Raw genomic sequence first — 25,368 nt, forward strand, 5'->3', positions numbered from 1 at the left:
TGTGCGATTATCCGCTATAGGGTATAAAGTAATTGTTATCCCCTTCAGGGGGTAAAAGCTGTTTTATACCCTGTCGGGGATAATGCCCCTGCGCTATGCTTACAGCCTGTGATCCAGAAGGAGCCACCCCATGATATACAGCCCGCTACAGCTGGCAAACCGGCTAAAGCTCATTCGTCAGCGTAATGGCTGGACCCAAAGTGAGCTGGCGAAAAAGGTCGGCCTGAAACAGGCCACCATCTCTCACTTTGAAAATGCCCCTGACAGTACCTCGCTGGCAACGCTGTTTAAGCTGTTACAGTCGCTGGAGCTGAGTCTGGAAGTTCAGGAGAAAGAGGAGGCCGGTGCGCCTCAGCTGCATGATGAGGATGAGTGGTAATGCAAAGGCTGATTGCGTGGATGAACGGCGAGCGGGTAGGCGTACTCACCCGGCAGCGAAACGGCGCTCATGAGTTTCAGTATGATACCGGCTGGCTGAGTAATCCGCTCTCCAGGCCGCTGTCACTTTCGATGCCGTTGCAGGTAAAGGCTCTCACCTCACACGCCGTGATTAACTTCTTCGATAATCTGCTGCCGGATAGCCCATTGATTCGCGACAGAATCGTGGCGCGTTACCAGATTAAATCCCGTCAGCCCTTTGATCTGTTGCAGGAAGTGGGACGTGACAGCGTCGGGGCGACTATGCTGCTGCCGCCCGATATGCCACTGCCCGCACTGCAGGCCCGCTATGAAGTGCTGGATGAAACCCGGCTCGAAAGCGTGCTGTCGGCCTATCAGTCAGATATCCCGCTGGGGATGCTGCGTGAAGAGACCGATTTCCGTATCTCGGTCGCGGGGGCGCAGGAGAAAACCGCACTGCTGCTGACCGATGAAGGCTGGAGCATTCCTGCCGGTGCCACGCCCACCTCGCACATCATTAAGCTGCCGATCGGAGAGATTAAACAGCCGGCCGCGACGCTGGATATGCGTGAAAGTGTGGAGAATGAGTATCTCTGTCTGGCGCTGGCCCGTGCACTCGGTATCGACGTGCCGCAGGCAACGATTATTCGTGCCGGACAGATGCGCGCCCTGGCGGTAGAACGTTTCGACCGCCGCTGGTCACGCGATAAAACCCGGTTGATTCGCCTGCCGCAGGAGGATTTCTGTCAGGCGCTGGGACTGCCATCTTCAACCAAATATGAGTCGGATGGCGGGCCAGGCATTGCGGAGATCATGCAGATACTGATGGGATCGAGCAACGCCATCGAAGATCGCTATCGCTTTATGATGTTCCAGGTGTTTCAGTGGCTGATTGGCGCAACCGACGGTCACGCCAAGAACTTCTCACTGTTTATTGAGCGCGGCGGCAGTTATCGACTGACTCCCTTTTATGATGTGATCTCCGCTTATCCGGTACTGGGCGGCACCGGTCTGAACAAGCGAGCGCTGAAACTGGCGATGGGTCTGCGTGCCACTAAGGGGAAGAAGACAGAGATCGACAAAATCTTCCCGCGCCATTTTATCGCCACGGCAAAAAGCGTCAGTTTTGATCGTGACAGTTTGCAGCAGATCTTCGACTTCTTTATTAAGGCCTTTCCCCAGGCAGTGGTCTCGGTGCGCGATGCCTTGCCGCCCGATTTCCCGCAGCACATCGCCGACGCCATTTTTAGTCATTCACTGATTATGCTGGAGCGGCTGCGGCACAAAGAGTGATGGCGCTTATGAGCTGGCAATATCCTGAAAAACCTCTCCTCATGTGTATGGCTAAAAGCCTGTCGGCTATGCTTATCTGACAGGCTTAACAGGAGAGTCATGGTATGAAGTGTCCGGGATGTGAAGGAGAGGCGTTTGTGTACGCCACGCGCGACGTCAGTCTTAATACGGGTAATCCGGAGGACGTTGTGCCAGATGTGAAGGGCGATCACTGCATCCGCTGTGGAGCGGTGATTATGAATGCCGGAACGTCGGAGTTATATCCCGAAAAGGCTGAAGCGCTGGAGAATGCAGGCGTGCCCATCAAATAACATAGAGAGCCCGCTTAGCGCGGGCTTCTTTGTTTCTGTTACAGGGGGATGTCCCTCTTTTGATAACACGCAACGAGTAAGTTGTGTGATTGTGGCACCCTACAGGTTAAACCTCAGGTTTACCCTGGGAATGGAAATCAAACCCCGTCAATCTGGCCACTGGAGTGCGTTATGGATGCCAATCGCTATGCCCTGGAAACAATCCCGTCACCGCCGGCATTTCCCGGTGCTGCCAGCCCTGTAATATCTGATGAAACACTGCATCGCCGTCTGGCCGCCATTATTGAGCGGATGCAGCAGCAGCAGATTGCGCAACTGATTATCTATGCCGACAAAGAGCACGGCAGCAATTTTGAGTATCTGGCGGGATTCATTCCGCGCTTCGAGGAGGCGCTGCTGGTGGTGACTCAGCAGGGCGAGCTCACCTATATCATGGGTAATGAGAACCTCAAGCTGGTGCCGTTTGCCCGCAATCCGGGACGCTGTCTGCATGCGGCGGTCTTTTCTCTGCCCAACCAGCCTATGCGCGGGGAGCAGCCCCTGGATCAGCTGTTAACAGAGGCAGGGATAGTGGCGGGAGAACGCACCGGGCTGGTGGGCTGGAAGTTATTTACCGGCAGGCAGCAAGGGATGTTTGATCTGCCGCAGTTCATCTATGCCGCGGCGGCGCAGGCAGCGGGCGGCGATGCGCAACTGGTAAACGCCACCGGATTGTTTATCTCGCCTGACAACGGTGCACGCTGCGTTAACGGCGCCGATGAAGTGGCGTTTTATGAGGCGGGGGCCAATCTTGCTTCAACCGCGATGCTGGCTGCGCTGGATAGCGTAGCGCCGGGCGTCACAGAGAAGGCGTTAGGCGCACGTCTGAACGCAGAAGGGCAGCCAAACACGGTGGTGACGATTGCCGCGACCGGCGATCGTTTCGCCCAGGCCCGGCTCTATCCGTCTGATAAACGGATTGCGACAGGCGACAAGCTTTCTCTTACCACCGGCTACAAAGGCGGGCTGACCAGCCGCTCGGCTTACGTGGTCAGTGAAGCTTCTGAGTTACAGTGTAACGTCTCCGACTGGCTGACCCGGCTGGCGATCCCCTATTATCACGCGGTGGTCAGCTGGCTGGAGCAGCTGCGGATCGGGATCACCGGCGGCGAACTCTATTCGCTTATCGAAACGGTGCTGCCGAAAGCGCAGTATGGCTGGCATCTTAATCCGGGGCATCTGGTGGCTGACGAAGAGTGGCTAAGCTCGCCCATCTATCCCGATTCAGCCGTGACACTGAAAAGCGGTATGCTGCTGCAGATCGATATTATCCCGTCGGTGCCGGGTTATGGCGGCTGCAGTATCGAGGATACGGTCGGACTGGCGGACGCGGCGTTGCGTGATGAGCTGGCGCATCGTTTTCCCGATCTCTGGCAGCGAATGACTCAGCGCAAAGCGTATCTGACAGACGTGCTGAAGATTGAGCTTGCCGAAGAGGTGATTTTGCTCTCGAACACGGTAGGCTATCTGCGCCCTTTTTTACTGGATAAGCGCCGTGCACTGGTGCGCCAGCAGGGGCTTAACCGGCCTGATGCGGCCGGTAATAATTTGTAAAATTTAACTGAGAGTAAAACGCAGGCGCATCTGTCAGGATACGCGCCTCAGAAAGTTCCTGGTTGCTCTCATTCGATGAAATGGTTTACCAAAAACGCGGTTTTGTTTGCCTGCAAAACCTCCTTTGCCGCGTTTATCGCACTCTCTGTGGCGCTCGTTCTTAACTTCGAAAAACCCGCCTGGGCGCTGACCACGGTGTTTGTCACCTCGCAACTCTATGCAGCATCGACCGTCTCGAAATCGCTGTTTCGCCTGCTGGGCACGCTGCTGGGCGGCATCTTTATTCTGCTGATCTACCCCGAAACGGTGCAGTCGCCAGTGTTGTTCAGCCTGTGCGTATCGCTATGGGTAACGGTTTGCCTCTGGCTCTCTCTGCATGACCGCACGCCGAAGAGCTATATCTTTATGCTGGCCGGCTACAGCGCAGCGATTATGGGATTTCCAGACGTTGAGTCACCGTTGGCAATCATCAACACCGTAGTTTCACGTATTGAGGAGATTACGCTGGGCATCCTTTGCAGCACGCTGGTTCACCGGCTGGTGTTTCCGGTTTCGATGCATCATCTGCTGGGGCAGAGCGTTAATCTCTGGTTTCAGAACGCGCGCAAACTCTGTGATGAACTGATCAGCGGAATGGCAAAGAACAAATCGCTGGAGCGCGAAGATATCCTGATTCAGATGGCGGGATATCCGTTGAATGTTGAAACGCTGCTGACCCACTGCGTCTATGAGGGCGAAGCGGCGCGTAATGTCATCCGTCTGGTCAGCGTACAGTATCAGCATCTGACTTATCTGCTGCCGACACTGACGGCGATTGAATCACGGCTGGGTGTGCTGGCCGAACTGAATATTCGTTTTCCGCCGTGCGTCACCGACGTGTTTCAGCAGTTCCTGTTGTGGCTGCATCACGATCGGATTAACGATATTGCCGGACTGCGTGAAGCGATTGCTGCCAGTCAGGCAACCCTGGAGCACGAATGGCGGGCCGGGCTGCTGGCAACCGAAGAGAGCCTGCTGCTGATTGGTCTGCTGGAGCGGCTGGCTAACTTTGTGCGCATTGCCGATGCTTATGAGAATGTCAGTGCGCGCGCAGGGGATCTCTACAGCCACGGGGATGGGGCGGCGATCCGCAATATCCGGGAACACCGGCATATCGACAAGGGACTGTTACGGCTGTCCGCGCTGACGGCATTTCTGGCGACCTTCCTCTCCAGCCTGTTCTGGATTGGCAGCGGCTGGGCCGATGGGGCGAATGCACCTCTAATGGCGGCGATTATCAGTTCATTTTTTGCTGGTGTCGATTCCCCGGTAACGCCGATGAAGCTGTTCGTGAAAGGGGTGATGATTGCGCTGGTGGTCAGCCTGTTCTACATCGCTTTTCTGATCCCGCAGGCCAATACCTTACAGGCGCTGATGATCATACTGCTGCCCGGTCTGATGCTGCTGAGCCTGGTGATTGCCAATCCGGCGACCAATCTGGTAGGGCTGAGTGTCGCCATCCAGATCCCCGGTTTTATCGGCTTAAGCCATCACTATGTCCCGAATCTGATCGTCACGCTGAATGCGGCCATCTCCTCGATGGTGGGGATTATGTTTGCGGTAGTGCTGACGGCGTTGATCCGCAACAAACGGCCGTCATGGATAGCCAGAAGAGCGGTGCAACGAGGGCTGCGCGATCTGTTAGGGTTTATTAAAATGGTGGAGCGCAATTCCGCCACGCTACTGTCACGGCAGCAATTTATTGCGCGGATGCTCGACCGGGTGAATATCATTCTGCCGCGTAAAAGGCTCGATCCGGTGCCGGATATCGTGGTGGGGGGGTATCTGATTACTGAAACCTGGCTGGGCGCCAACTGTTATGACTTCTACGCACGTTATCGTGAGGTGCTGGAGAGTCATCAGATTGATAGTGGTCAGATGTTTCACGAGCTGGCGCTATACCTGAAGCGCAAGATGAAGTCGCTGCAGTTAGCGCCACATCAGGATCTGCTGGAAGAACTGGATCTGTTGCTGCTAAAACTGGAGCCGATCTCCCGAGAGGAGAGTGTGGCTGTTGCGCCCTTAATCCATCTGTTTAATATTCGGGTATCACTGTTTCCACATCAGCGCTGGCCAGATTAACCCGGTATAACAGGGCTGGCTGGTGGATTTAAGATAGCGTAAAGCGGGACCAAAGCGGACGAACTCATTTTAGTTACATCATACATTAAATCTTAATTAAATTGAGAATCAGGCAACGTGCCCATTTATTTGTCTTGCAGGAAAATAAGGTCAGCAGAGTGGAAAGGTTGGTTTGTAAAAATGGCCAGCAATGGCCTGAGCGTTGAAGCGCAGGCATTTTACCGCTTTTAATTCAGTCTGTTGCATTCAATTCTTTAGCCAGGCACGCTGATTGGTACCGATCATAAACGCGTCCTGCTGCGCCAGAAGCCTGCAATAAGAGCAGGGCGCGCGCATCTCACTGCAGGAAAGCAGGGTTGATGCAGGAAAAGTTCAGCGGTAATAGCTCAGCGGCTTTCCTGCGGCTGAAGCTGATAAATCCACGCACTGTATTGCCGATTATCTTCGGCAGAAACACAAACTTCGACGCGATCGTAGCCATCTTCAAACGCATCCAGCATCGGCCAGTGGGCGTCCAGCTGGTCGGAGAGAAACAGATAACCCGGCACGTCGGTGCCGTGCTCATCCAGAACGATGCCCGGAAAATCAGCCGCTGCGCCCCAGCCGCGCTGATAGAAGGTACCGTTCACCGAACCGGCCAGCCATTCTCCGCCAATATTTTCCAGGATATGGGCATTCTCGCGGCCCGGACAGAGCGTGCCATAGACAAATAAGCGTTTCATTTTTTCTCGTCGTTGAAACAGTGGAAGCCAGCAACTCTAGCGCGGCTAAAATGGATTGTCTTGCGGAACTGCCTCTTCAGCCTCTCAAAACGCCATGCGCAGGTAAATTCTGCGTACTGCCAGCCCCATCAGATGCGCAGAATTCATGTAGCGACGCCCTGGACTGCCGCAAAAGGTCGGATTTATGTGCACTCTGCCTGTCGGCAGAGGGCACTCCCGTCCGGTTACTTCAAGGTTGTCGTGTAGTTAACCGGAATCCCCTGGTCATTGATCACCGCATAACTCACTGACTCACCGGGTTTCGGCAGAGTGTGACTGTCAATGTAAGCATCAGATTGTGGGGCAAGAGTGAGATTTTTTATTGATTGCTGACCTTCAGAATAGACATTCATGCTCATGAACCAGGGAGTAGGGTTGGTTATGGCGATTTTATTTCCCTTTACCGCGAAACGGAGCTTTTCCGGATCGGTGGTCAGCGGGGCGTTTAGTCCCTCAGGCCGTATAAAGATTTTTAGCCGGATTCGCAGCGGTAACACCACTTTACGTTCAGCCGCGTTAAGCTCTTTTTTCAGCGCAGGGATCTGATAAATATTTAACCAGTAGAGGCTCTCTTTGTCCGCTGGCAGCGCCTGACGTGAAGTGAGTACCAGACGCAACGATCGCATTTCTCCCGGATACATTTTTACCACCGGCGGTATGACTATGACGGGCGTGATGCTGGCGTCGGGTGAGAGAGTCAGGTCACCGTCATCTGTCCAGATTTGCAAATACGTTTCGTTTCCGCCGCTGTTGACGACGTTAACAGACTGGCTCAGATCCGATTGATTGAAAACGATCCGGGTTTTATCCACATTGACCACCGCCCAGACGCTGAATGAGAGCAGGACGCCAGATAACACAACGACGTTACTGAAAACTGACCACAACCTGTAACTGCGCATTGACTGTTCCTGCTGTAATAGTTTGCCCGCTGAGCGCTTCAAGAGAGGCGGTGAAATCACCACTGTAAATATCAGCGCCTCCTGAGGAGATTTGCGACGTTAAATCTTTATAGGCATACCAGCCACGGCTGTTGCCCGTGCCCGTCACTGTTCTGTCAGGCAGTAAATTGAGCGCCATATTATGACTGTCATAAATTTTTATACCGACGCCGGAGGCGGCAGCGCTGCTACCATAGTGGGTATCCAGCAGCCAGGTTAGCCCGCCGCCAGCTGTACTCAGCCCCAGATTTCTTGCCTGCGTCACCGCATTTGACTGGTTAACGAGAAAGCCCATAGCGACATTTGCTGACGTGATCGTCGATGTACTGGTGCCGGAGATGGCACCGGACTCGCACTGGATAGTAATAGTAAAAGGAGCCTGACTTTTCCCGCCCGCGGCAAGGGTATTCACGCTTACGGTCGGCAGCAGCACCACCGAAGGATAATCCTGGACTTCGCATAGCGCGCCACGCACATAGGTGACATTTGAGAAGGTGCTCCAGGCAGCGGGCCAGTTACGGTAAAAACCATACCAGTAAGAGAGACTATCCTGGCCCACTTTCAGATTATTGGTATCCAGCCCGGGTCCTTTAAAAGCAATATATCCGCGAGGTTGTGTCCAGTTGTCCACATAGCGATTGCTGTTGCTGGCGTAATAGCGGGTAGAGTCTATTTTAAACATTTCATACAGCACATTGCTGAAAGCACTGGCCGGAATATAAATATAGGTGCCATCAGAATACCAGTCACTGGCTGTCAGCTGTCGGGCTTTCCAGTAGCGACTGTAATATTCGCCGGTTGTCAGGTTAGTTAGCCTGACGGCAACATTTGCAGCGACATCATAATAGGCGCCGTCCACTTCAGAGGTAATATATTGACCGGCATAGGGGCTGTCACCATTGGTAGCATACATCTCATACAAACTGTCTGCATCTGCCAAGGCGCAGCGGTAAAGAATCTGGTTAGCTGAGTAGGAAACATTGCTGGCCGATGACAGAAAGCTGCCTACCGAGCTGGCCAGCAGTGTGCCAGAGGGCTGGAAGGTCTTTCCGCTATTGATGCTGATCACAGATGGCAGGCCCACATTCCCTGAGCAGGTGTCGCAAGCGCCGGTCCAGTAGGCGGCGGTATAACCAGCTGCAATCGCGCTTTGAGACAACGAGGATGTGGCGGTAACAACGCTGCAATTAGCCCAGGTGGGCACATTGAACAGCAATAATAAGATATACAGGAAATATTTTTCGATTCTCACACGATTAACCCTTATGGCAGACAGCATCCAGGCGAACAATATTCTCATTCACGCGACCGGTTATTTGATAATTAACAAAACATGTTTTATTGCCCTTATATTCCCAGTTTACCTTTAAGGTTCCAGAGTCATGCGGTACACGTGCATATAATTGCCCACCCTGGCCCACAATACCTATCACGGTATTATCAGCATCACGGACCTCGGTGCCCATTGGCGGGATTTCATGATCTTCATTTTTGAGCGCGATTAAGACGGCCTTACCCTGCAGCGTGGCAAAATTAATTCGGGTAACGGAACCGGCATAGGGCACAACGCGCTGGCTTCCGCCGCTTAATTCGGCATCAGCATTCATATAGCGTGTATCAAGGCTGACGGTGTTGGCCTGATATGGCGTCAGCGACGGCAGGATAGCGTAACCAAAATGATCAATGACGGCACCCTGACCATTGCGTACGCTGGCGCCCTGGGCACCATCCGCATGAATAAGCGCAAAAGTGTCGCTGGTATAAGGTCCGGCGGTGACGCCGCCGCGATGAATCAGCAACGTACCAGAAAGCCCTAATCCAGCCTGGCGATAATTATCCCCCTGACCATAATTCGCTCTGACCGCGCCTGCGCGCGTATTCTGCTGAATATTTCCGCCGAACGAGACACTGTGGCCGCTGTTACTTTGCGTATTTTCGGTTCCGCCATACAGGGACCAGGATCGCTGATTGTTCTCGCCAGATGAACCGGTCAGTGAGAGCGTCGAATTGCGCGTTTCTTTAGACTGGTTGTAGTTATAGGCCACTGAGGTAGTGTGATTGCCCCAGTTCAGCGGAACCGAGACATTCAGTGAAACGGTATTTTCGGTATATTTCTCGCGGTATGCGTTATCACCATCGTCCAGGTTCAGCCCGAAACGATCATAATTCCAGGTCGTACGCTGACGGGCAACGTTGAGACTGTAACTGATGTTATTCCAGCTGTTGCTGTAACCTAACTGAAGCTGAGTAATACGTGACCGGTTATTATAGTAATCCGCCGTGCTGCCGCTCAGGCTGATTAAGCCATAATCGGCCATTGACTGACTCAGGGTCACAGAAAAATTATTACGCTGATGCAGCGTATCTGAATAGTAACTGATGCCATTGTCCTGCTGGCGCCGAACGCCCAGCACATCCTGCAGGTCGCGATAACCGCTGGTTGAGTAACGATAGGCGGCCAGGACCAGGTTGGTGCCGGTAGCAAAGGTTTTGCTGTAGCTCAGCTCGGCGCGCCATCCCGAAGCATTTCTGTTCTGTGCGACCTTTGCATCAGAAAAGGTGGTGTTTAATCCCACTGCGCCCGCTGCCGAAGTCCAGACACCGCCAAGCAGCCAGGCCTGATAGTCCTGAGCCAGCCGCGATCCTGCCGTAGCGGTCAGTCGGTTACTGATACCGCGCTGCAACAGCCCTTCGAAGAAGGTGTTATTAACTGAGTAGAATTGCCGTACCCGACCCAGTGCAACCGAGTAATGCCAGTTTCCCGGCCTGACCGAATCAGGCACAGAGGCATAAGGAACGGTAAACGAGGACGTTTTGCCATTGGCTTCAATAATCTCAACATCGAGATCGCCCTGGCTTCGGGTATTGTACAAATCGTTGATCACGAAGGGACCAGGCGCCACGCTGGTCTCATAAATAACGCGATTCAGTTGTCTGACGATAACCCGGGCACTGGAGGAGGCCACACCGCGAATTTCGGGCGCATAACCACGCCGGCTTTGCGGACGCATCCTTTCATCGGTAGTGAGCTTAATGCCATTATAAGAAAGGCTGCCAAACTGCGAACTTTCTGTATAGCTGTCGCCCAGTGTCAGCAGACTGTTCAGCGGTTCAATGGGGCGCTGAAGCCAGGTTCTGACCGTTGTGTAGCGAACGTCACTGCCGGTAACGTTATTGTCGATAAACCGCAGATTGCCCTGATGGCGCAGCTGCCAGTTATCAATATTAGTGCCCGCCGTGATGCCACTCCAGAGATACTGGTATCTGTAACCGGAAGCGGTATTTTCCGTCCAGCTATAATTGGTGTTATGCCGGATGAAAAGGGCGGAGATCCCTTTATCCCATTCGGCGACGGGAATATTTCCCCTGGGAAGATGAATTAACTCCGCATCCGGAATGGTGAACTGCAGCCGCAGTGAAGCCTGATCAAATTGCCAGCGGGCCGCTGATGACCAGTGACGCAAGGGCTGACAGCCCTCGCTGGCTGAGGATTTATTCAGTGACTTAAGGCTTAATGATTCAGCCACCGTCAGCGGGAGACAAGGTTCTATCGGCTGACCTTTCTCTGCTGACAGAAAGGTCAGGGTGACGCCGCTTTTAACCAGCTTATTGTTAACATAGATATCGACATAATAGTTTCCGGGGGCGATAGTCTGATGATTAAACTGATCAATATTCTGGCCAAAGGCGGAACCTTTAAACAGCGAAGGATCGAAATAGTACTCATCAGCGTGTCCATACGTTGAAAAAGTAAATGATGCACAGAGAGGCAAAAAAAAGATGCGGATATTACCTGCCTGCAATCGGATAGTCTTCACTGACTTTAGCTCCCTGGTCATTCATTGCTGAAAGAGAAATCACGCTATTAGCTGATAAAGAGTGCGTTGCCGGTTTACACCTGACTATTTTTTTGGCAAAGGGTGCAATCATTTCGGCTTCGCAGGCTGTTTTTTTGCCTGCTGTTTTTATTGCAACCTCTGTAAGTGAGAGATACCAGGGTTGAGTGTTGTTGATTTCAACCCCCTCTTTTTGCATCGTTACTTTTACACTGTCGAAAACATTAACCGGCTGACCAATCGCTTTAGGACGATAAAAGAGTTTCATGCGGTTACGTAACATTAAAACAATACTGTTACGGCCTGATTCCGCCTGAATATTACCGGGGGGGATCTGCAGGGAGTTGAACCAGTAAATCGTCTCGCGATCCTGTGGTAATGAGACATTAGGTATGAATCGGATTCTTAAAACCTGGCCGGTCAGAGGCTGGATCCGAAACAGCGGTGGCGTGATAATAAAAGGCACGTCACTCTTATCGCCAGGTTGCGAATCCATATTGCCATTATCAAGCCAGGCCTGAATGACATAAGGAATATTATCGTTATTCTTTAACTGAACATCGACGGAGAGAGCATTACCCGGATAAATAATTCGGCTGCCAAGAATAGTGACGCTTGCCTGGACGTTATCCGAAATAAACGTCATCAAAAAAATCAGTATTACCATTTTTAATGGGAACAGCATAATGCGCGAATACATGTCGGATATCTCAAGCGTGGCGTGCGTATCTGGCTATCCAGATACGCACGAAAAATATTACTGGTAAGTCACGGCATATTGCAGTGATGCGGTAACGGTACCCGCCGTTGGCGTGCCGGATGCGTAATAACGGGCAGAGTAGGTGGCAGAGCCAGAAGTTTCACCGGTCTGCAGTGTCAGATCACCGCTGCCGGTATAACCACTGGTCAGATTAACCACCGCATCTTTCGGATCGAGGATTTGTACCTCAACATTTTTTGCGGTTCCGGTGTTAGATAAATTACCGGCAGCGCTAACGTTATTCCCCACAAACACCGTCGAGATTTTGGTGGCCGAGGTACTGTCCCCGGCGCAGCCGCTAACGCCCACGGTGAAGGTGGTATCACCCGCAGTTGCACCAGAGGCAGCAAGGTCCGAAGTACTGACCGTTGGCAGCAGCACGACAGGGGACGCATTGTTGCCATTTACGGAAACAGAACAGGTTTCAGTGGTCACTTCTCCCTGAAAGTTGATGGTGTTATCTGAAGCTGCAAACACGCTGGCTGACACCAGCCCGGCACTGATTAACACAGCAAGATTAAGCGTTCTGAATTTGGTGTTCATTTAATACTCCTTTATCATAATTATGCGGAAAATAACTGATTGAGGCTGATGCCCATTTTCCGGCGAATGGCATCTTTGATGTTATAAACACGCTTGACTTCAACTCCCATTTCTCTGGCAATAATCGGTAGTGACAGTCCGTTCATCGCCAGATCAAGGAACCGAACTTCATCCTGTTTAAGTGCATTCACTTTTTTCCTGACCTCGCCTTTTAAACCGAAATAACAGCCCTGGATTTGTCTGTTTATCTCATCCAGGGACAAATCGGCATAAATCACAGTTTGTATACGCAGGTCCTCTTTTTGCCAGTACGCCGCAAGCGGCTCCATATGGCGATCACTGACGATAATCAGCATTAATCCCGTATGTTTCAAATACTCAATCCAGTTGCTATTGGTAAAATACCTGACATTTTCCCTGGAGAAGTCAACGAATACACATCCTCTGCAAAAGATGCTTTCATATTTTCCAGCGACCATGCTGAGTATGGATGAAGAGAAAAAATGATTCCCTCCAGGCCAGGTGGTAATTTTTTGCAACGGACATCTGTTATAAATGTCTGATGCGCGATGGGTGAGATCACAGCCATATTTACAACTGGCGCAGCGAATTTCCTCTCTGGTTATCTTTATCATAATATTTTGGCGTTGTTGCGAGAGTTGTGATTATTTTATCGATAAAAATCTCCGCGTTTCAAGGCGATGAAAATTATCCGCTATTTTCTTTATTCGGATTTTTCTTAAGTGGTCACCTCCACGGGCGGGAGTAATATTTGTTGAAAATTCGGGACAAAAAGGGCGACGACGCCCTCAGCAGTGCTGAGAGACCAGGATTTTTTTACGTCCGTTAGGAATATTTCGCAAATAACGCCACTTTGATCAATAAAAATTCCGCACTCAATGCTAAATATGAGCGAATTTTGTTCAGTGATCAATTTTGTATATATCGGCCACTATGATGGCATTGATAAATGATTTTTTACTGACTCTATTATTGCTTTCTCCCTTACTTCATTGAAACGATCTGCATTTTAAATGGCTTTTATAAAAAAATTAGCGACGATATTTATAGTTCACATCCCATTTTATTAAGAATACTCCTGGTAACAAAGATGTTAATTGACGCACTTGCTATAAATATTGATCTAAATCAGTTATTTAGTGCATGGAAACATCACTATTTTGGTCAGTGTCATTAAAAGAAAAGAGATCTATATTTATTTCTTTCCCGGGCGTTATCATTCAGATTTTGTATACGAAGAATCATTCTTGCTGTGCGAAATTTACGTTCTGCTTTTTTGTCAGATTATACAAGATAGTTATTGGATGACAGGACAGAGCAGGGACGTTACACCTCATTTTGCGTGTCGCTGATAGTGCTGAAAACGACCGGATGTTACTGACTCTTATTTTCAATGCTCACGGCAAAAGCATCACTGCGCTGCGTTGACTGCCTTGCAATCGCAATGCGAATAGCCGGTATGAGTCCGGCTGACCAGACAGCCAGCAGAAAGCTGACTCAGGCTTTCTTGCTCATTACAGGATTAACCTGGCAAGGAACAGAGTGAAGAAAGCGTAGTTACACGTGTACGCGTTTACGACAATTTAGTGGTACGCACGGCAGACAACGAGGATGAACATAAAGCGGTGATGCATAGACGCCTCTACAGCATTTTTGTGGCCGACAGCCCTGATGAATGCGCTAATTTTCACGTAGCGACGTCACTGCTTAAGTTGTGCAAAGCACCTGAGCAGAGAAACGGTCAGAATGCGCAGCAGTGCATCCAGCCAGCCGCAAAGGGCGAAGTCGTCATTGCATCGTCCGGCTGCAAATCTCCGATATCAGGTTTGTTGATGAGAGGATAGCGTGTAGAGTCGCTGAAGAAGATGTCCCGCAGGGAAAGCCATGCTGAATAACGTAGCATCACATTATTTCAGTTTCGGAACAGAATAAGCGACAGTAACAAGGTCAGGCAGACATTGTGATCGTTTCTGACAGATTTTGCTGTAAAGAGTAAAACAGTCAGGATCAGCCCAAAATGGTGAGCAGACCATACAATAGAGCATCACGCTCCCGATCATAATCAATATGCGCATAATGTATATTATGTTAAATAAGATATTAACAGCGCACTTATCGCCTGGATACTGCTCCGTTCTTTCCTGGTGTTCCGGCAATCGCACTGCCCTGCGTCTTCGAACTGATTCCTTCAAACTTACTGTATGGTAAGAACCCCGGACGAAGATTCGGTCCGGGGTTGGTTTCATGTGACCGGTCAGTTATTTGAGATGCGAACGCAACTCTTCACCCGCCTGATTAATAGCTGTTCTGACCGTGGGTTCCTGACTTAACGCGTTCAGCAAACCGTAATCATGAATCATGCCATTGTAGCGCGTTACGGTAACCGGCACGCCTGCAGCATCCAGCTTACGACCGAACGCTTCACCTTCATCACGTAACACATCCAGCTCTGCAGTCTGAATCAGCGTTGGCGGCAGCCCTTTCAGCTGTTCAGTGGTGGCACGCAACGGTGATGCCAGGATGTTATTACGATCTTTTTCCGAAACGGTATAGTTATCCCAGAACCACTTCATCATGTTCTTCGTCAGGAAATGTCCGTCAGCAAATTGATCATACGACGCGGTGTCGAAACGCGCATCGGTAACCGGCCACAGCATCACATCATAACGGATGGCCGGCGTTTTAAACTGCTTCGCCTGCAAGGCAACCGCCGCCACCATGTTACCGCCAACGCTATTACCAACCAGCGCCAGACGTTTTCCGTCAACGCCAATTTCAGCGCCATGTTCGGCGACCCATTTAGTGGCTTCATAAGCCTGATTAATTGCCACCGGGAAATGGGCTTCTGGCGATGGTTGATAATTGACAAATACCGCAGCAGCGCCGGATGCATTCACCATGTCACGTACCAGTCGCTCATGGGTCGGAAAATCACCCAGCACCCAGCCACCGCCGTGGAAGAACATAAACACCGGCAAGGTGCTGCTGGCGTGCTCGGGCTTAACGATGGTCAGCGTCAGAGGCTTGCCCTGTACGGTAATGATCTTCTGTGAAATCTGTGCCGGCGGCAGTTCTGCGCCCTTCTGCGCCCCCGTCAACACCGCTCGGGCATCTTTGACGGAGAGTTGCTCAATCGGTTTACCACTCCCGCTGTTGAGCGCCTTCAGGAAAGCGGTCACGCCTGCGGTCGGTTGCGGACTGTTTTCAGTGGGTGCAGCAAACGCGGTACTCATCTGGCTGGCTAACAATAATGCACTGGCGATCAGTTTCATTTTCATCACAGGGTTCCAATTAACTTGCAATTAAGTAGTGTGCTATCTGGTTGGCAGGACAATGACACGGCGAACCTGGATTGTAAACTACTAAATAGCACACTATTTATCTCAAGCTTTTACCCTCTCTGACTATTTTCGTCATTAACAGACTACTTTGCTGCTATCTGTATCGATTTTCAGCAATTAAGCACGACGCCTGAGCACCTGAAAAAGTTAAAAGCATAGAGTTTTTTTCTGGTTAAGTTCAGCATGGACGCCAACGGTGCTCGCTACCCTATCCCGCTGCCGCTGCTGAGTCCGTTCGGTTACACACCCTGTCACGGTCAGACTTTTTTACGAATCCGGCTCGCTGATCAGGTGTGCCGGATTCACTTTCTCACGCCATTCGCGCCAGAAAACAGCCCGCCCGCGAGTCGACACATATACGGCAGTTGATAACTGACGAGACGATTCTGTGGATAGATCAGAGGATTGCTATCGCTACGTTGCCCGCCAGGGGCCAGGCTTTGTTTTATTGCTGAATTCAGAGAGGATTTCATATGGTGCCTCTGTTCCCTGATCAGCTATTACTGCACAGATGTTGGATTATGATTAAGCAGAAATTTTGTATGATGTAACTAAAGACATTTTCCTTCTTTCTCAGAAATTTCACATTTCCTGCGGCTAAATATCTCTTTGCCCTCAGGCGCATTACTCTCTCTGCACTGTCACCCGACTTCAGACAATCAATAAAGGAAACATTGATGAAAACTTCATATGCCTTGATCGCAACATTACTGATGACCTCTGGCGCATCCGCTATCGCTGCTCAGCCTGCTACCGCTAAAAACCCACTGAGCGTGCACGTTCTTAACCTGCAAACTGGCCAGCCAACGGCAGGCATCGAAGTTGAACTGGATCAGAAGCAGCAGGATAACTGGGTGAAACTGGCATCAGGCGTCACCGATAACAATGGTCGCATCAGCGCCCTGTTCCCGCAGGACAAAACAGCCAGTGCGGGTAGCTACCGCGTGGTGTTTAAAACCGGTGACTTCTATAAAAAGAACAACCAGAAAACCTTCTTCCCGGAGATCCCGGTTGAGTTCAACATGGAGGCCAGCGGTGAGCACTACCATATCCCGTTGCTGCTGAGCCCGTTTGGTTACTCTACCTATCGCGGCAACTGATCCCGATCCGGCACTCAGGTGCCGGATTTCCCCTCTCCCGCTACCCGCGCCGGAAAGCACTCCACCAGCCAGTCGATAAATACCCGTAGCCGTTGCGTTACGTGCCGGTTTTGCGGATAAACCAGATGAAACGGATAACCCGCCGGACGCCAGTCGTGCAGGATCTCAACCATTTCTCCCTGCCGCAGAATCGACGACAGCGAATAATTAAATGTCTGAATGATCCCAAGCCCTGCCAGTCCCGCGGCCAGATGCGCGTTGCTTTCATTGACGCCTATGCGATGCGCACTGGTGATCTCAATTTTCTCTCCCTGACGTTCGAACCGAAGCGGAAATGGCTTGCCGGTTTGCGGCGAGAGATAACTCACCAGCCGGTGTCCGTTGCGCAGTTCATCAGGATAGGCGGGCACGCCAAACGCTTTAAGGTAGGCGGGTGTCGCGCAGGTAATGAGCGTAGCGTGCCCTATCAGGCGGGCAATCAGTGAGGAATCGACCAGCGGACCGCCGCGGATCACACAATCAACGTTGTCACTGATAAGATTGACCGGGCGATCGGATACGCCCAGATCCAGCGTAATATCAGGATAGCGGGCAAAGAAATCAGGCAGCAGCGGAATCAGAACGTCCCTGGCGGTAGATCCGCCGACATCAATGCGTAACTGCCCACGCGGCTTACTGCGCAGTGAATTGAAACAGGCATCAATATCCTCGAGATCGTGCAGGATGCGCAGCGCTTTCTCATAGTATTCACGCCCTTCTGCGGTGACGGTTACGCGTCGGGTGGTGCGCTGCAATAGCCTGACGGAAAGATGCGCTTCCAGCTCCTGAACCAGCTTACTCAGCGTCGCTTTCGGCATATTCAGCGAGTCCGCCGCCCGGGTAAAACTGCCGCTTTCCACCACCCGTGAAAAGGCTTTTATCGCCAGCAGCTGATCCATTCTATCTCCCTATTATCCACCCGTGTGGATAGTCATTTTCATTTTAGCGGATTTATCCGCCAATCCTCCTCTCTTACAGTAGCAATCAGTCCGGCAGCCCCGCTGACCGGGAATAACCCAAACTGTCTAAGAGACTATCCGGAGAAGAACTTATGAACGCATCACTCGCAGGAAGAATTGCACTGGTTACAGGCGGAACGAGTGGAATTGGCCTGGCTACCGCCCGGGAGCTGGCGGCACAGGGCGCACAGGTTTTTATAACCGGCCGTCGTCAGGCGGAGCTGGATGCCGCCGTCGCTGAAATCGGCGGAACCGTCAGCGGCATCCGCGCAGACGCCTCACAGCTGCACGATCTCGATGAGGTTTACTCGCGAATTGCAGCGCAGGCGGGACGCCTCGATATTCTCTTTGCCAACGCCGGGGGCGGCGACATGCTGTCGCTGGGGGCGATTACTGAAGAGCATTTTGACCGTATCTTTGGCACTAACGTACGCGGCGTGCTGTTTACCGTCCAGAAAGCCCTGCCTCTGCTGGTTGATGGCGCATCGGTAATTCTGACCGGATCGACTGCCGGAGCGCAGGGTACTGCGGCTTTTAGCGTCTACAGCGCCAGTAAAGCGGCAGTGCGCAATTTTGCCCGTTCGTGGGCGCTGGATCTGAAAGATCGCGGAATCCGGGTCAATGTCGTGAGCCCCGGCCCTGTCCGTACGCCTGGGCTGGGTGATCTGGTCAGTGAAGATCAGCGTCAGGGCTTGTTTGATGCGCTGGCAGCACAGATACCGCTTGGTCGCCTGGGTGAACCGCAGGAGGTTGCCCGCACCGTTGCGTTTCTCGCCTCGGATGCCGCCAGCTTTATCAATGCGGCAGAACTGTTCGTTGATGGCGGAATGGCACAGGTCTGAGAGTGACCCTGTAGCTGAATATCAGACCCTGGTGATTGTCCTTATCCGGTACGCAGAATCCCGGTTCGCCGGGCGTGAGCAGCAAAGCTGCGCCTGGCTGAACCGTTAACGTAATAACCCCTGTCAAAGGCAGCAGGCTGCGTTGATCTGTAACCTGAATCCGGCACGCCGTCATAAAATGTCACGTTGAAGAAACACCCGCCTGGCAAATCCCCCGCTATAGTTATTGCCTGTCACGTCAGTCATAAAAACCATGGAGATAACATGAGCCAACTTTTTTCCACTGTCTCGCTGGGCGAACTTACGCTGGATAACCGCATTGTGATTGCGCCGATGTGCCAGTACTCCGCTGAGGCGGGCAATGCGACCGCCTGGCACCGTATCCATCTTGGCCAGCTGGCCTTTTCCGGCGCAGGTCTGATGATTATTGAAGCCACCGCCGTAGAGGATATTGGTCGCATCTCCCCAGGCGATCTCGGTTTGTGGAATGATGATAATGAAGCTGCGCTGAAAACGGTTCTGGAAGATGTCCGCCGCTACTCCTCTATTCCGGTTGGTATTCAGCTGGGCCATGCGGGACGCAAAGCGTCGTGTGCCGTACCCTGGGAAGGCGGTAAGCAAATTGCGTCTGAAGCCGGCGGCTGGCAAACCGTGGCTCCGTCCGCACTGAGCTACAGCGCGGATGAAGTGAAACCGGTTGCCATGAACACTGACGATCTGGCGCGGGTAAAACAGGCCTTTGTCGACAGCGCCCTGCGTGCGGTGCGTCTGGGAATTCAGCTCATCGAAGTGCATGCCGCACACGGCTACCTGCTGCATCAGTTCCTGTCGCCGCTGTCGAATCAGCGCAGTGATGAATATGGCGGCTCGCTGGAAAACCGTATGCGCTTCCCACTGGAGGTCTTCAAAGCCGTTCGCGATGCCGTACCCGCTTCCGTGCCGGTAGGCGTGCGCATTTCTGCCACTGACTGGGTCGAAGGCGGCTGGGAGATCAATCAGTCAATCGCCTTTTCGCGTGAGCTGGAAGCGCTGAACAGTGCCTATATTCATGTCTCAAGTGGTGGTTTGTCGGAAGATCAGAAAATCAGCGTCGGACCCAATTATCAGGTGCCGTTCGCCCGCGATATTCGTGAGCAGGTGTCGATTCCGGTGATTGCGGTCGGCTTAATTACTGAGCCGCAGCAGGCAGAAGATCTGCTGCAACAGGGTGAAGCTGACCTGGTGGCGCTGGCGCGCGGTATTCTTTACGATCCGCGCTGGCCGTGGCACGCAGCCGCTGCGCTGGATGGTAAAGTCCAGGTTCCGCCACAGTATCTGCGTTCTGAACCGCACGATGTAAAAGGCATCCTGACGCAGGATCAGTAAGCTTTAACGGGCAGACCGCATTAATGGCGGTCTGCCCGTTCTCTTATAAAATGCCTTTCAGCCGCAGATGCTGCAGCAGCATGATGGTCTTGGCATCCACAATCTCACCCTGGTCAATCGCCTGTAACGCCTGGTCGAAACCGATCTCAAGCACCTCAATATCCTCACCCTCTTCCGCTATTCCGCCGCCTTCACCGCTACGCTGCTGATCGCCATACTCGGCAATAAAAAAGTAGAGTTTCTCAGTAACCGAACCGGGGCTCATAAAGGCTTCAAACACCTTCTGCACATGGCTGACACGAAAACCGGTTTCCTCTTCGGCTTCGGCAACAATACGCGCTTCCGGCGAGGCGTTATCCAGCAGACCGGCGGCCGCTTCAATCAGAAAGCCATCATGCCCGTTAAGGAAAATCGGAAAGCGAAACTGACGGGTCAGTACCACCGTACGTTTGTCACGGTTGTAGAGCAGGATCACTGCGCCGTTACCGCGGTCATAGGCTTCACGGCTCTGCTCCTGCCAGCGGCCGTCACGGCGCAGCAGCGAGAACGTATATTTCTTCAGGGTATACCAGTTGTCTGACAGCAACTGCTCATTGATGATGCGCACGCGGGGATGGTTCTGCTGCATGATGCTCTCCAGGATAGTAGACAGCCATCACGCTATCATGCACAATCGTGCAACTTCAAGAAAAAATATGCAAAGGCCAGTCATGCTATCCAGCCAGCGAAAACAGACGATTCTCGCCCTGCTCGCCCAGGAAAAACAGGTGCAGTCGCGGGACCTCAGCCAGCGCTTTGGCCTCTCCGAAGACTCTATCCGCCGCGACCTGCGTGAACTGGCGGCTGAAGGATTGTTGCAGCGGGTACATGGCGGCGCGCTGCCGGTTTCCGCTGCGCTGGCCACCTTTGAAACACGCAAAAGCGTGCAGACTGCTTCCAAACAGGTTATTGCGCAAAAAGCCGTTTCGCTGATCCAGCCGGGACAGATCGTACTGATTGATGGCGGGACCACCAGCGCGGAACTGGTGCGACTGTTACCCGCCACGCTGAGCTTTACCGCGGTCACGCACAGTCCCAGCGTGGCGCTGGCGTTAGCCGATCATCCACTCGTGGAGATCATACTGATTGGCGGGCAGCTCTATAAACATTCAGTGGTGACGGTGGGCGCAGCGATGCTGGAGTCGATCAACCGCATCAATGCCGATCTCTTTTTTATGGGCGTCACCGGCGTGCATCCGGCGGCGGGCCTGACCACCGGTAATTTCGAAGAGGCGACGGTCAAGCGTGCGCTGGCAGGACGTGCAGCGGAAACCGTGGTGCTGGCGTCAGCGGAAAAGCTGAACTCCGCCTCGGCGTTTGCCATAGGAGACCTGTCGCTGGCCAGCACGCTGGTCGTGGAAACGCAGCCGGATGAGGCGCTGCGACAGGCACTGAGCCAGCAGGGTGTGACGGTCATTTGAGTTCGTAGCAGGCCTGCAGCGCAAGATGCGGACCGGTCAATGGTCGCTGTGTGTCAGGAAACTGCTGTGCTACTGGCATCATTGAGCTTTGCGCCAGGGCCACCGTAACGGCTCCCTGCTGATAAGCCTGCTCTGCTGCTGCTGCAATCAGTGCAAAATAGCGTGTTGTCTCCCCCGCTTTAAACGCCGCCCATGCTCCCTCCACCAGCACGACCTCCACCTGGCTGCCGGGCTGGCAGAAAAGTGCCCGCGTCGCCGCCAGCGTTGATTCTGCCGCACAGAGCGCAACCTTGCGCCCTGCCTGACGCTGCAGTGCCTCCGCTAGCATTTCGTCGGTGCGCATGACCCGATCCTGCGCGCTGAAATCACCGGCAACCGGCCCCAGCGTCGAGCAGGTGATCAGTACCGCATCAAACTGCGGCAGCAGCGTTTCAATCATTTGGGCAATACGGCGGCGTAAAGCAATCGTCATCCCGCCGCTGCGTTCCGCTTCTGCCAGCAGCGCAGGCATCACCAGATGATTCAGCGGTGGATTGTCACGCGCCAGTGCGCGGGCGGCATCATCAAATATCGCGATATTACTGGCCGCGGTGTGAAAGCAAAGAATGTTCAGGGTGAACTCCGGTACAGGTCAGATTGCGGATTGCCAGGCTGCATGCTGGATAACAACACGATAACCATCCCTGTCGATAAATGTCACGCCCCGTTGGTCCCAATAGGGATTAAATGAATTCAACCGCATAAATCCTGCCTCATCCATACAGGCACATCGGGCCAGCCAGTCAGGCCGTTGCGGAATGTAGAGCACCAGCAGGTCCTCATCTGTTGGCGATGGCCGGACGGGATGCGTGTGACAGAGCGTGAATTCGAGATGCCAGGCCAGCCCTTCAGCGCCCAGCATCACGCCACTGAACCCCTGATGATCAGTAAACTCACCGATTTCTTGCAACCCCAGCCCGTCACAATAGTTCTGACTGCTTTGCGTCAGGTCTGTCACCGGTCGGGCAATACGCAGATGCTGGATAATCATGGTTCTCTCCCTGTAGAGTTCACTGATATTTATCACAATCTTCAGAGCTTCCCGTGACGCCGGATGCGCAGCAACTTCCCATGCCCATAAATTGAAGGCATAAAAAAACCCGCCTTAGCGGGTTTTGGAGGAAGCTGACAGTCAACCAGCCTTTGCTTCGCGTGAACGCACGGTGCCTGAGCGCTCCGCAAGATCAAAAGATTCTTTGAGCTGACGCATTGCTTCCGCTTTACGCTCTGCAACTGTCATTTTTTTCAGGGTTGAAATATCGTGTTTTGAGTACATAACCTCTTCCTCCTTCGCCTATGGCGGTATTCACTTCATACATTACATCACGGGGCGGATGCTGTAAAACCCGGTCTAGAAGCGTTTTAGCTTCTCTGTTTCGGCAATCGCAAAATATGCCCTGGCCCTGTAAGTCTTGTGGTGAAGCGTAATGATAGTCGCCTCCCTCTGACCTGGATGCGTGGCATGCCGCACTGCTGATGACCCGCCTGCCCGTTTTTTGCAAGCGGATGTGAACAGCCGTCAAACTGAATCCATGACGCCAATGGTCCTGCATCCGCTGTGTCCCCTTGGTTAGCACCCTATGCCCTGTTATCGGTAAATCAGCTTACCGCTCACAGCGCTAAACGCATTCCTGCCGTGGTCATCTACACTTTCCCGGTATTCATATGGTGATGCCCTGAGCATTGCCCGGCTATAAAAGGATGACAATATGACTGAACAAGCAACCCAGAACCATGCCTGGTTACTGGCTTCACGCCCTCACGGTGAGCCGACCAAAGAGAATTTCCGCCATGTGGCGCAGCCCGTCCCGGAAATCAAAGAGGGTGAAGTACTGCTGAAAACCATCTATCTCTCGCTTGACCCCTACATGCGTGGGCGGATGGACGAGGGTAAATCCTACGCCGCGCCGGCAGAGCTGGATCAGCCGATGGTGGGCGGCACCGTCTGTCAGGTCGCCGAATCGAAAAACAGTGATTTTAAGACCGGTGACTGGGTGCTGGCGCAGAGCGGCTGGCAGGAATATGCCGTCTCCGATGGCAAAGAGATTGCGAAGCTGGGCAACGATCTGCCTCATCCCTCATGGGCGCTGGGTATTCTCGGTATGCCAGGCTTTACCGCCTATATGGGTCTGATGGATATTGGTCAGCCGAAAGCGGGTGAAACCCTGGTCGTTGCAGCCGCAACCGGTCCGGTGGGCGCAACGGTCGGTCAGTTGGGTAAACAGAAAGGCTGCCGTGTCGTTGGTGTGGCGGGCGGTGAAGAGAAATGCCGTTACGCCGTCGATACGCTTGGCTTTGATGCCTGCCTCGATCACCACAGCGCCGACTTTGAAGAGCAGCTGAAAAATGCCTGCCCGGATGGTATCGATATCTACTTCGAAAACGTCGGCGGCAAAGTGTTTGATGCCGTATTCCCGCTGCTGAACACCGCTGCGCGCGTGCCGGTCTGTGGTCTGGTCTCGGCTTACAGCCAGCGTGAGCTGCCGCAAGGCCCGGACAGAACCTCTCTGATCATGGCGGGCATTCTGAAACGCCGTATCCGTATGCAGGGCTTTATCATCTTCCAGGATTATGGTGACCGTTACCCTGAGTTCCTGGAGGCGATGCGTCCGCTGGTGGAGAACAAAAAAATCCACTATCGCGAGCACATGATTGAAGGATTAGAGAACGCGCCACAGGCGTTTATCGATATGCTGAATGGCAAAAACTTCGGTAAAACCGTGGTGAACGTCGGCGCCTGATGGCGTTAGCGTGCCGCGTCACTGACGTGGCACGCCATTAATCAGTGCGGCTGCCGGGAAACGTGCTCGGCAGCTGCACGATTTGCCGCACTCACCGCTTCTGCCAGCGTTACCCCGCTACTCAGGCGCTGACACAACACGCCGACAAAACAATCCCCGGCACCGTGGGTGCTCACCAGTGTCACCTTCTGCGCCGCCAGTGTATGCGTCTCTCCCGCCTCGCTGTAAGCCACACCATGTTCACCAGCGGTAACCACCACTCTGGCAAACCGGCTGGCCAGCGATTCCGCCGCTGAGCGCGCCGACGTCAGATCCTGCACGCTAATCCCGCACATATCGCGCGCTTCAATGGCGTTCACCACCAGCAGATCAATACAGTTTTCAAACGCGGCTGACAACGGCCGGGCGGGCGCGGCGTTGACGCAGACCGTAATCCCCCGCTGCTGTGCCGCCTGGGCCGCACAGAGGTTCACCGCTTCCGGGACTTCATTTTGCAGCACCAGCAGCGACACCGCCTGCCAGAAGCCGGGCTGCTCAAAGGTCTCCAGCGGGATCTGCTGATTAGCATTGGAGACCACCACCGCACCGTAATCTCCTTCGGCATCGGTAATCGCCACGCTCATCCCGGAGGGAAGCGCATCAATGATGCTGACGGCGGTGCAATCGACCCCGGCCTGCTGCAGATGATCCAGCAGGAATTGCCCCTGCTGATCGCGCCCCACTGAACCGGCGAAGCGCACTGCGGCACCCGCGCGTGCCGCTGCGACGGCCTGATTCCCCCCCTTGCCACCAAACTTATAGCGACAGGCGCTGCCCATCACCGTTTCGCCTTTTTCCGGGCGATGGTGTGCATCCAGCATAATGTCGTAGTGAAGACTGCCGGTGACTGCAATTTTGCTCATA

Annotated in this window: 24 protein-coding genes; 10 read left to right on the forward strand and 14 right to left on the reverse strand. The window is 53.1% G+C overall.

Annotation, left to right across the window (positions count from 1 at the left end; genetic code table 11):
• The first annotated feature begins 130 nt into the window (after positions 1–130).
• From hipB to ACO6VX_RS04965, 5 genes are all read left to right on the forward strand, one after another.
• Positions 131–379: a type II toxin-antitoxin system antitoxin HipB gene (gene hipB, locus ACO6VX_RS04945; protein WP_010244879.1), complete on the forward strand. Its 249-nt coding sequence runs from the start codon at positions 131–133 to the stop codon at positions 377–379.
• A complete protein-coding gene (locus tag ACO6VX_RS04950) occupies positions 379–1,692 on the forward strand; it encodes a type II toxin-antitoxin system HipA family toxin (protein WP_022625645.1) in 1,314 nt (437 codons plus the stop codon). The genes hipB and ACO6VX_RS04950 overlap by 1 nt, the downstream gene beginning before the upstream one ends.
• Positions 1,693–1,796: 104 nt before the next feature.
• A complete protein-coding gene (locus ACO6VX_RS04955; protein ID WP_010244885.1) occupies positions 1,797–2,003 on the forward strand; it encodes a type II toxin-antitoxin system MqsA family antitoxin in 207 nt (68 codons plus the stop codon).
• A 171-nt stretch (positions 2,004–2,174) separates the two neighbouring features.
• Positions 2,175–3,596 (forward strand): M24 family metallopeptidase, encoded by a 1,422-nt coding sequence (locus ACO6VX_RS04960; protein ID WP_422457811.1) that lies wholly within the window; start codon positions 2,175–2,177, stop codon positions 3,594–3,596.
• Between the two features lie 75 nt (positions 3,597–3,671).
• Entirely contained in the window at positions 3,672–5,717 is a 2,046-nt protein-coding gene (locus ACO6VX_RS04965; RefSeq protein ID WP_422457812.1) for an FUSC family protein, read from the forward strand.
• A gap of 386 nt (positions 5,718–6,103) precedes the next feature.
• Here ACO6VX_RS04965 and ACO6VX_RS04970 read toward each other — a convergent pair whose 3' ends face one another.
• From ACO6VX_RS04970 to ACO6VX_RS05005, 8 genes are all read right to left on the reverse strand, one after another.
• Positions 6,104–6,439, reverse strand: coding sequence for a gamma-glutamylcyclotransferase family protein (locus ACO6VX_RS04970; RefSeq protein ID WP_422457813.1), 336 nt, complete (start codon positions 6,437–6,439; stop codon positions 6,104–6,106).
• Between the two features lie 224 nt (positions 6,440–6,663).
• Positions 6,664–7,380, reverse strand: coding sequence for a fimbrial assembly chaperone (locus ACO6VX_RS04975; RefSeq protein WP_010670153.1), 717 nt, complete (start codon positions 7,378–7,380; stop codon positions 6,664–6,666).
• Positions 7,346–8,671 (reverse strand): fimbrial usher protein StbD, encoded by a 1,326-nt coding sequence (gene stbD / locus ACO6VX_RS04980; protein ID WP_422457814.1) that lies wholly within the window; start codon positions 8,669–8,671, stop codon positions 7,346–7,348. The genes ACO6VX_RS04975 and stbD overlap by 35 nt, the downstream gene beginning before the upstream one ends.
• 4 nt (positions 8,672–8,675) lie before the next feature.
• On the reverse strand, positions 8,676–11,237 hold the full coding sequence (locus ACO6VX_RS04985; RefSeq protein ID WP_422457816.1) for a fimbrial outer membrane usher protein: 2,562 nt from the start codon (positions 11,235–11,237) through the stop codon (positions 8,676–8,678).
• Positions 11,209–11,955: a fimbria/pilus periplasmic chaperone gene (locus ACO6VX_RS04990; RefSeq protein ID WP_422457817.1), complete on the reverse strand. Its 747-nt coding sequence runs from the start codon at positions 11,953–11,955 to the stop codon at positions 11,209–11,211. Before ACO6VX_RS04990 ends, ACO6VX_RS04985 begins: the two co-directional genes overlap by 29 nt.
• 57 nt (positions 11,956–12,012) lie before the next feature.
• Positions 12,013–12,558, reverse strand: a complete 546-nt coding sequence (locus tag ACO6VX_RS04995; protein ID WP_010670150.1) for a fimbrial protein — start codon at positions 12,556–12,558, stop codon at positions 12,013–12,015.
• A gap of 20 nt (positions 12,559–12,578) precedes the next feature.
• The gene (locus tag ACO6VX_RS05000; protein ID WP_422457819.1) at positions 12,579–13,097 is read right to left on the reverse strand and encodes a LuxR family transcriptional regulator; all 519 of its coding nucleotides are present in this window, start codon (positions 13,095–13,097) and stop codon (positions 12,579–12,581) included.
• Between the two features lie 1,740 nt (positions 13,098–14,837).
• A complete protein-coding gene (locus ACO6VX_RS05005; protein ID WP_422457821.1) occupies positions 14,838–15,857 on the reverse strand; it encodes an alpha/beta hydrolase in 1,020 nt (339 codons plus the stop codon).
• A 740-nt stretch (positions 15,858–16,597) separates the two neighbouring features.
• On the opposite strand from ACO6VX_RS05005, the gene uraH reads away from it, so the two are divergent.
• Complete coding sequence (gene uraH, locus ACO6VX_RS05010; RefSeq protein ID WP_010244915.1) at positions 16,598–17,020, forward strand: hydroxyisourate hydrolase; 423 nt, start codon at positions 16,598–16,600, stop codon at positions 17,018–17,020.
• 14 nt (positions 17,021–17,034) lie between these two features.
• On the opposite strand, the gene ACO6VX_RS05015 is transcribed toward uraH, so the two are convergent.
• A complete protein-coding gene (locus ACO6VX_RS05015; RefSeq protein WP_010670147.1) occupies positions 17,035–17,958 on the reverse strand; it encodes a LysR family transcriptional regulator in 924 nt (307 codons plus the stop codon).
• Between the two features lie 152 nt (positions 17,959–18,110).
• On the opposite strand from ACO6VX_RS05015, the gene ACO6VX_RS05020 reads away from it, so the two are divergent.
• Complete coding sequence (locus ACO6VX_RS05020; RefSeq protein ID WP_422457822.1) at positions 18,111–18,860, forward strand: SDR family oxidoreductase; 750 nt, start codon at positions 18,111–18,113, stop codon at positions 18,858–18,860.
• 264 nt (positions 18,861–19,124) lie between these two features.
• Positions 19,125–20,225, forward strand: coding sequence for an NADH:flavin oxidoreductase/NADH oxidase (locus ACO6VX_RS05025; protein ID WP_089414183.1), 1,101 nt, complete (start codon positions 19,125–19,127; stop codon positions 20,223–20,225).
• Between the two features lie 43 nt (positions 20,226–20,268).
• On the opposite strand, the gene ACO6VX_RS05030 is transcribed toward ACO6VX_RS05025, so the two are convergent.
• On the reverse strand, positions 20,269–20,853 hold the full coding sequence (locus ACO6VX_RS05030; protein WP_010670144.1) for an NUDIX domain-containing protein: 585 nt from the start codon (positions 20,851–20,853) through the stop codon (positions 20,269–20,271).
• An 82-nt stretch (positions 20,854–20,935) separates the two neighbouring features.
• On the opposite strand from ACO6VX_RS05030, the gene ACO6VX_RS05035 reads away from it, so the two are divergent.
• Complete coding sequence (locus ACO6VX_RS05035) at positions 20,936–21,685, forward strand: DeoR/GlpR family DNA-binding transcription regulator (RefSeq protein WP_010670143.1); 750 nt, start codon at positions 20,936–20,938, stop codon at positions 21,683–21,685.
• Here the strand turns inward: ACO6VX_RS05035 and ACO6VX_RS05040 are convergent.
• The 3 genes from ACO6VX_RS05040 to ACO6VX_RS05050 all read right to left on the reverse strand — a co-directional run bounded on the left by ACO6VX_RS05040 (position 21,678) and on the right by ACO6VX_RS05050 (position 23,000).
• Entirely contained in the window at positions 21,678–22,196 is a 519-nt protein-coding gene (locus ACO6VX_RS05040; protein WP_060680204.1) for a hypothetical protein, read from the reverse strand. The two genes, ACO6VX_RS05035 and ACO6VX_RS05040, sit on opposite strands and share 8 nt — an antisense overlap.
• A 120-nt stretch (positions 22,197–22,316) precedes the next feature.
• Positions 22,317–22,715, reverse strand: a complete 399-nt coding sequence (locus ACO6VX_RS05045; protein WP_010244934.1) for a VOC family protein — start codon at positions 22,713–22,715, stop codon at positions 22,317–22,319.
• 141 nt (positions 22,716–22,856) lie between these two features.
• A complete protein-coding gene (locus tag ACO6VX_RS05050; protein WP_022625658.1) occupies positions 22,857–23,000 on the reverse strand; it encodes a hypothetical protein in 144 nt (47 codons plus the stop codon).
• Between the two features lie 433 nt (positions 23,001–23,433).
• Here ACO6VX_RS05050 and ACO6VX_RS05055 point away from each other — a divergent pair, with 433 nt between their 5' ends.
• On the forward strand, positions 23,434–24,465 hold the full coding sequence (locus tag ACO6VX_RS05055) for an NADP-dependent oxidoreductase (RefSeq protein WP_010244937.1): 1,032 nt from the start codon (positions 23,434–23,436) through the stop codon (positions 24,463–24,465).
• Positions 24,466–24,506: 41 nt separating this feature from the next.
• Here ACO6VX_RS05055 and ACO6VX_RS05060 read toward each other — a convergent pair whose 3' ends face one another.
• Positions 24,507–25,367, reverse strand: a complete 861-nt coding sequence (locus tag ACO6VX_RS05060) for a PfkB family carbohydrate kinase (RefSeq protein WP_172608519.1) — start codon at positions 25,365–25,367, stop codon at positions 24,507–24,509.
• Between the last annotated feature and the right edge of the window lies 1 nt (position 25,368).

It is taken from the genome of Pantoea sp. BJFS-204, assembly GCF_049310725.1.
GTDB lineage: Bacteria > Pseudomonadota > Gammaproteobacteria > Enterobacterales > Enterobacteriaceae > Pantoea > Pantoea agglomerans.